Genomic DNA, 6310 nt, shown 5'->3' with positions numbered 1-6310 from the left:
GCTCGGCAAGAGTGAGGGTCTGACTCGCGGCGGTCGCCGCAGTGTCACGTTGATCCATTGGCCGCGAGGTTAGCGCTTATGGACAACGATCACGGCCGTTCTTCGTAAGCGTCGCCATGACCTCGTCGCTTGACGACTCCGATGGGCTCTCAGTCCGACTTCTGCAGATGTGACACCTCGCCGGGCTGTGCCGTTCGTCCGGTGTTTGGAACACGAGTCGTGAACCAGCGCCGGGCGGCGAGGTAGACCAGGGCGGCCACGATGCCGGAGAGGAAGTAGCTCAGGTCGGCACCGGCGAGACTGGCGCCGACCGGGCCGGTGAAGAAGCCGTTGGCCATGAAGGGAATCGAGACGACGACGCCCACGACGAGAGCAGCGAGTCCTGCCACGTTGTAGCGTCCAAACGCACCGTCCGGGGTGTAGTAGTTCTCGAACGGCAGGGTGTTTCGTCCGGCGCGTTGGACGACGTAGTAGTCGACGATCAGGACTGCAACCCACGGCGTGATGTAGTACGACAACACGTGCAGGAAGAGCAGGAAGTTCGCCTGGAACTGGTCGCCGCCGAACACCAGCGCAATGACCATCCCGATGACACCTGCGATCGTCACCGTCACCCACTGCGGCAACTTCACCTGACAGGTCAGGACGTTCATCGCCCCGCTGTAGAGGTTCACGGAGTTGTGCGGGATGGCGGACAGGCCGAGGGTGAGCAGGACGACGTAGCGCAGCCAGTCCGGCAGTGCGAGGCCGAACGTGTCGAGCACGTCACCGTCGGGCAGGAGTGTGATCAGGCCGGCGCCCAGGCACATCATCCACGTCGTGGAGGCGAACAGCCCGAGGCTGGCGGCACGGAAAATCGATGACGGTTTGCTGTCCTCCGGCAGGTAACGGGAGTAGTCCGAGGCGTACGGCGCCCAGCTCGCCGTGTAGCCGAACACCGCGGTGAACAGCACCGACCACGCCAGCCAGTAATGACTTCCCGAGACGGTGGCGTGGGTGCCCGGTCCACCGCCGTGGAAGATCAGCACGATCGACACCACGGTGAGCACGACGACGCTCACGTTGGTGATGATCTTGCCCAGCGTGTGCAAGATCTTGTACCCGAAGATTCCGATCAGGATGCTCACGGCCGCGACGACCACCACCGTGGGGGCGTACGGCGCGTGCAAGAGATCGGCGAGCGACTTCGCCCCGAGCACCGTGCCGACGCTGTAGTAGCCGATGCACATCAGGAGCGTGAGGAACGCGGGCAGGAAGTTGCCAAAGTACCCGAATGCGGCCCGCCCCATCGGCAGCTGCGGCATGCCAAGCCGTGGTCCCATCACCGCACAGAGGCCGGTGACGATGGAACCCAGGATGTTGGCGAGGACGATCGCGGTGACACTGCCGGTGAAGCCGAGGCCGAGTGGGCCGCCGCTGGCACCCAGATAGATGCCGGCCAGATAGATCACCGGGGCGAACCGCACGGTGAATTGATTTCTCGGGTGGCCGTAGCGCTGGTCGGTCCCGACATGGGCGATGCCACGCCGTTCGAGTTCCAACGTGCTGCCAGAGGTCTTCGAGGAGGGCGACTGCCCCACGGTAGTGGTGGTTTGCGGGCTGATGTCCTTCATGCGGTTCCTCGTTTCCTGCACAGGAAGACGGGTGTGATGCCAATCACGCTATGTTCGGCGCATCGGGATGCACACATAACCGAGAGCCAACCTCAACGACGGGTGTTTGGCAGGAGATGACAAACCCGCCATGCCCGCCCCCTCGCCCACAGCGCCCCTAGCAGCGACCTTGACTGTGACCGGTGTCTCACCTTATTATCGATTATCGATAATCATCCAAGAGAACGGTTGAACGCGATGGTCAACGTGCGAAACGTCAGGGGCGGGACGGGCCTCGACCCCGTCATCGGCGAAGTCGACGAAATCCTGGATTCCATCTTCGCGACCGCGAGGCGTACCAGCGAAGACTTCTTCGACTCGTTCGCCAACGACCCTCAACCCATCATTCTCGCGGAGTGGTTGGCCACGCGAGCCTGGCGCGAGATCGACTACGTGTTCTTGCTGAACGAGGAAATTCACCGATATGGGCTGGGCTTCGAGCGCAAGCACATCACGTTGCTAGCCAAGCAAGCCTTCCAGGAGGCCGAGCACTACGAAGCGGTCAGCAATGCCGTCGAGTCGCTGGGCGGCACCGCACCGACGAGTGTTCCACCCGATTCGCAGATGTGGAGCGAGTTCCTCTGGGAGTGCCTCGACCGCCATCCCCTCGCGGCGGTCGCCGCCTGGAATGCCTCGGAGACCTCGGCAACCGGGAGCCTCGAGCCGACATTCCTCGCCGGTGAGCGCTACGGCTTCGACGAGGTCGTCCGCGTGCATCGAAAGATCGAGATCGATGAGAAGTTCCATGTCGGGCTGGGCCGGCAGATTCTGGCGCGTTACGCGAAGACCGATGACGACCGGAACGAGATCCTGCGCGCCATGCGGGGCATGCGGGACATCGCGGCGAACATGTTCTCGCCGGAGTCGGCAACCCGGCTGCTGACGAACTAGCGACGATGGCGTGACGTCGACCTCGCGTGTGGAGATTTCGTCGATGCACCGGCAGTCCGACGGTGTCCTCAGCCTTGACCTGCGCTCGGTCGACGGGACGCCACTGCCGGACTGGGCTCCCGGTGCGCACATCGAGATCGAACTGGCCGACGGAGTCGTTCGCCAATACTCGTTGTGCGGCAGCCCCGATGACACCCAGACGTGGCGGATCGCCGTGCTGCGCGAGCCAGCAGGCCGGGGCGGTTCCAAGATGATCCATGACACTGTCCGGCCCGGCCACGTCGTCTCGGTCCGAGGCCCCCGAAACAACTTCGCGCTAGTGGACTCGGATCGGTATCTGTTCATCGCCGGGGGGATCGGCATCACGCCGATCCTGCCCATGGTCCACGAGGTCGCCGAGCGCGGCACGTCATGGTCGCTGGTGTACGGGGGACGGACACTGGCCTCGATGGCGTTCGTCGACGAGTTGGGGACGATTCCGGGCGGTGACCTGCACGTCATGCCCCAGGACGAATACGGCCTGTTGGATCTCGACCACTTCCTGGGCAGCCCCCGTGCCGACACCGCGGTGTACTGCTGTGGGCCGGGTCCATTGATCGACGCGGTCGAGCAGCGCTGCCAGAGTTGGCCATCGGGTGCGCTGAACGTGGAGCGCTTCACCCCGAAGCAGGCGTCGAGCAGTCCCCGCGATGGTGAGTTCGACGTGCAGCTGGCTCGGTCCGGGCAGTGTCTGCGGGTACCGGCGGACAGGACACTGCTGGAAGTCCTCGAAGATGCCGGCTTCGACATCGACAACTCGTGTCGGGCGGGCATCTGCGGGACGTGCGAGCTGGGGGTGACCGATGGCATTCCCGAGCACAACGACGACGTTCTCAGCGACGCCGAACGCGCGTCCAATCACGTCATCCTGCCGTGCGTCTCCAGGTCCAAGAGTGCGGTGCTGGTCGTCGACCTGTAGCCATGCCCTCGAGCCGTAGCCGCGTTGCTCGTGTTGGTGGCGCGATGACTCCGTATCTTCAGAACATGCCCGCGCACCACCCGACGCTCGTCCCCCACACGCTGAGCCACCAGATCCGGGACACCCTCGTACGCCAGATCGTCTCTGGGGAACTGGAACCCGGCGAACGGCTGGTGGAGACCAGAGTTGCCGCCATGTTCGGGACCAGCCAGGCCCCGGTCCGCGAAGCGCTGCGCGAGCTGGAGACCTTCGGACTCGTCGAGATCAGGCCCCGGCGCGGCACATTCGTGCGCTCATCGGTTCGCGAGACCCGGCAAGAGAGCTATGTGTTACGGGCCGCGCTCGAGGAGACCGCGACCCGGCTGGTGCTGATGGCCGGGAACGTTCCCTTCGACCAATTGCGGGACGACGTCGAGCGGATGCACCGTGCGGCCCAGCGGGATGACGCCGAAGTGGTCAGCACGGAAAGCGTGGCGTTCCATCGGCATATCGTCGAAGCCGCCGGAAACGAACTCATCAAACGCTCCTGGGAGAACCTTCACATCGAGGCTCGGACCTCGGTGACGATCATGGCGACCACCCCGGATCTCGGCGCCATCGCCGACGATCATCGAGGACTGCTGGATTCCCTGACCGAGGGCGCCGTCGATGCCGCGTGCACCCTGGCGCGTGAACATCAGTGGAACTACGCCGAGTTGCCGCACGACGCATCTTCCGCCTAATCCGACTCCTCGACCTCCGCCGCCTCGACGAGCAACGACATGCCATGGTGCAGAGGCATTTCCACCGCAAAACTGTGCAGGTCGTCGACCGTGCCCACGGTCTTGCCGGTGAACATGTCCATGACGTGACTGCCCGGCGGGAGGTGGTCTGAACGCACGGTGCCCGCAATGTCCTCGTTCGCGAAGTTCAGCAGCGTGAGCTGATGCTGGCTGGGATCCTCGAGTTGGTGCACCAGCACGAGCATCCCCCGATGCGATACCTCGGGGATGTCGACCTGCACACTCGTGGCGATGCCGTAATGCGAGCGGACGTGCAAGATGGCCTGCAACTGGCGCAGGAAGCTGGTCTCGTCGGCGAGCTGCTCGGGAATCGAGCCGTACAGGCTGCGCCCGCGCGGCATCCCCGCCATCGAACGGGCCGCCCCCTCGTTGACGCCCATCAGGTCGTGACCGGCGCGGTGGATCCAGCGCGTGTCACCGCCTCGGAGCAGCTCGGCCACCTCGCTGGGAGGCAGCGTCAACATGCCGCACATGTCCCAGCCGGACAGTGCGAACACCCCTGGCTGCAACGCGTTGAACATCGCCAACAGCAGATGGGCGCGACGGATCGGGTCGATGTCGGTGATCTCGTCGAGGTCGGTGATGCCGAGCGACGCGGCGACGACGGTCGCGGTGGTCGAGGCGATGCCGTTGGTCGTGAACACCTGGTTGTAGGGCGCCTTCGGTCCGGTGAGCTGCTCGAGCAGGTCCTTGCGGACCGACTCCCCGAGCTGTTCTCCCGTGATCTCCTCGCCCTTGTAGGTGTAGACGTCGTCACGGTGACCGGTGGACCAGTGCACCAGCTCGTAGGTCAGCTCGTCGTGGTTCTGCAGCGCATGCACCAGCGACGCCGGCTCGACGCCGAGTTCGATCGAGGTGCGCAACGTCAGCCGCAGGAATTCGGTGTCGCCGGTGGCGAGGGCGTGCTGATACGCGGGCCGGTTGATGAAGTCATACGACAGGTCCGCACCGGCCTCACCCGTCTCACGGATGTCGTCGATGGTGAGGTTCAACTCCTGGAAGGTGAAACCACCGACCTTGCGGACCATGCTGGCGATCAGATGGTTGGCCGCCTCGGATAGCGGGTGCCCCTCCGACCAGGCGGGACTGCCGTCGGCCGCACTCTTCTCCACGCCGAGGAAGCCGTTGGCGTCGAGGCGCAGTGCCCCGGTTCCGAGGTCGGTCAGGGAGTGCAGCGCATCGCCCATGACCATGCGCATCCCAGCGAACGTCGGGTCCAGCCAGTTGATGGACGGCTGGCCGTCCTTGAAGTAGTGCAGGTACACCCAGCGGCGTTCCACCCCGTCGACACCGAGGACCGGGCGGGTGACACTCCAGTTGGTTTCCTTGACGCCCTCGGCGAAGAAGATGACCCGCTGCAGCTTGCCGATGATGTAGCCGGCCTTGTCCAGCCACTCCTCGGTCCCGGCGTCGATGTTGACCGAATCCACGCCTGCGGGCGTTTCGGGCAGCTCGTGCCAGTCCCGCGGGTCGATCTCGACCATGTGGTAGATACCGGGGTAGTCCGCGTAGTGCATCTCGGCGAGCCGGAAGTCGGCTCCCTTACCGGTGTGACCAGGCACGACGTCATCGATGATCGTCCCGCCGTACCAGTTCGCGGTGGCGCACATCTTGCGGAACTCGTCCTCGGTGCCGAAGGCCGGATCGATCTGGGTGCTGATCCGGTCGAAGTGCCCATCGACGCTGGGCGTGTACTCCCATCCCGAGATGCCACCCGCCCGCTTGACCGGACCGGTGTGGATGCCCTCGATGCCGATCTCGGCGAACGCCTTCCACATCTCCTCGTCGGCCATGGCCGTCAGGAATGACTCGTCGGGCCGGGTGATCAGGGACAGCGGATACGCCGTGAACCACACCGAGGCGGCAGTGACCGCAGCCCGCGGGTTGGGATTGGCGAAGGGGTTCTGCCACATCGAACCCTGCCCCGAGAACTGCTGGCTGATCTCGTTGGCGTCGGCGAGCATCGATTGGGCGAGCAACCACGAGACGTAGGCGGGGTTGTCCCCCGTCGCCGAACCGTCCTGGGC

Annotated in this window: 5 protein-coding genes; 3 read left to right on the top strand and 2 right to left on the bottom strand. The window is 64.7% G+C overall.

Annotation, left to right across the window (positions count from 1 at the left end):
* Positions 1–149: 149 nt before the first annotated feature.
* Positions 150–1613 (bottom strand): purine-cytosine permease family protein, encoded by a 1464-nt coding sequence (locus tag ACRDUX_RS14055; protein WP_526414641.1) that lies wholly within the window; start codon positions 1611–1613, stop codon positions 150–152.
* 237 nt (positions 1614–1850) lie between these two features.
* On the opposite strand from ACRDUX_RS14055, the gene ACRDUX_RS14050 reads away from it, so the two are divergent.
* Genes ACRDUX_RS14050 through ACRDUX_RS14040 form a run of 3 tightly spaced genes read left to right on the top strand, consistent with a single transcriptional unit; the run spans position 1851 to position 4223 of the window.
* Positions 1851–2543: a hypothetical protein gene (locus tag ACRDUX_RS14050; RefSeq protein WP_526414640.1), complete on the top strand. Its 693-nt coding sequence runs from the start codon at positions 1851–1853 to the stop codon at positions 2541–2543.
* 10 nt (positions 2544–2553) lie between these two features.
* Positions 2554–3501 carry a PDR/VanB family oxidoreductase gene (locus tag ACRDUX_RS14045; protein WP_526414639.1) on the top strand — a complete coding sequence of 316 codons (948 nt, stop codon included), beginning with the start codon at positions 2554–2556 and terminating at the stop codon, positions 3499–3501.
* A gap of 44 nt (positions 3502–3545) precedes the next feature.
* Complete coding sequence (locus tag ACRDUX_RS14040; RefSeq protein WP_526414638.1) at positions 3546–4223, top strand: GntR family transcriptional regulator; 678 nt, start codon at positions 3546–3548, stop codon at positions 4221–4223.
* Here the strand turns inward: ACRDUX_RS14040 and treS are convergent.
* On the bottom strand, positions 4220–6310 hold a 2091-nt coding region (gene treS, locus ACRDUX_RS14035; protein ID WP_526414637.1), incomplete at its 5' end, for a maltose alpha-D-glucosyltransferase. The genes ACRDUX_RS14040 and treS overlap by 4 nt on opposite strands.

It is taken from the genome of Mycobacterium sp., from assembly GCF_050701675.1.
Taxonomy (GTDB): Bacteria; Actinomycetota; Actinomycetes; order Mycobacteriales; family Mycobacteriaceae; genus Mycobacterium.
The sequence above is the reverse complement of the archived record's forward strand: the minus strand, read 5'-3'. Positions and strand labels throughout refer to the sequence as shown.

Bases quoted from the DNA above. Each gene is read 5' to 3' on its own strand.
- ACRDUX_RS14050 (WP_526414640.1), top strand. From the start codon at position 1,851: ATGGTCAACGTGCGAAACGTCAGGGGCGGGACGGGCCTCGACCCCGTC.
- ACRDUX_RS14055 (WP_526414641.1), bottom strand. From the start codon at position 1,613: ATGAAGGACATCAGCCCGCAAACCACCACTACCGTGGGGCAGTCGCCC.
- ACRDUX_RS14040 (WP_526414638.1), top strand. From the start codon at position 3,546: ATGACTCCGTATCTTCAGAACATGCCCGCGCACCACCCGACGCTCGTC.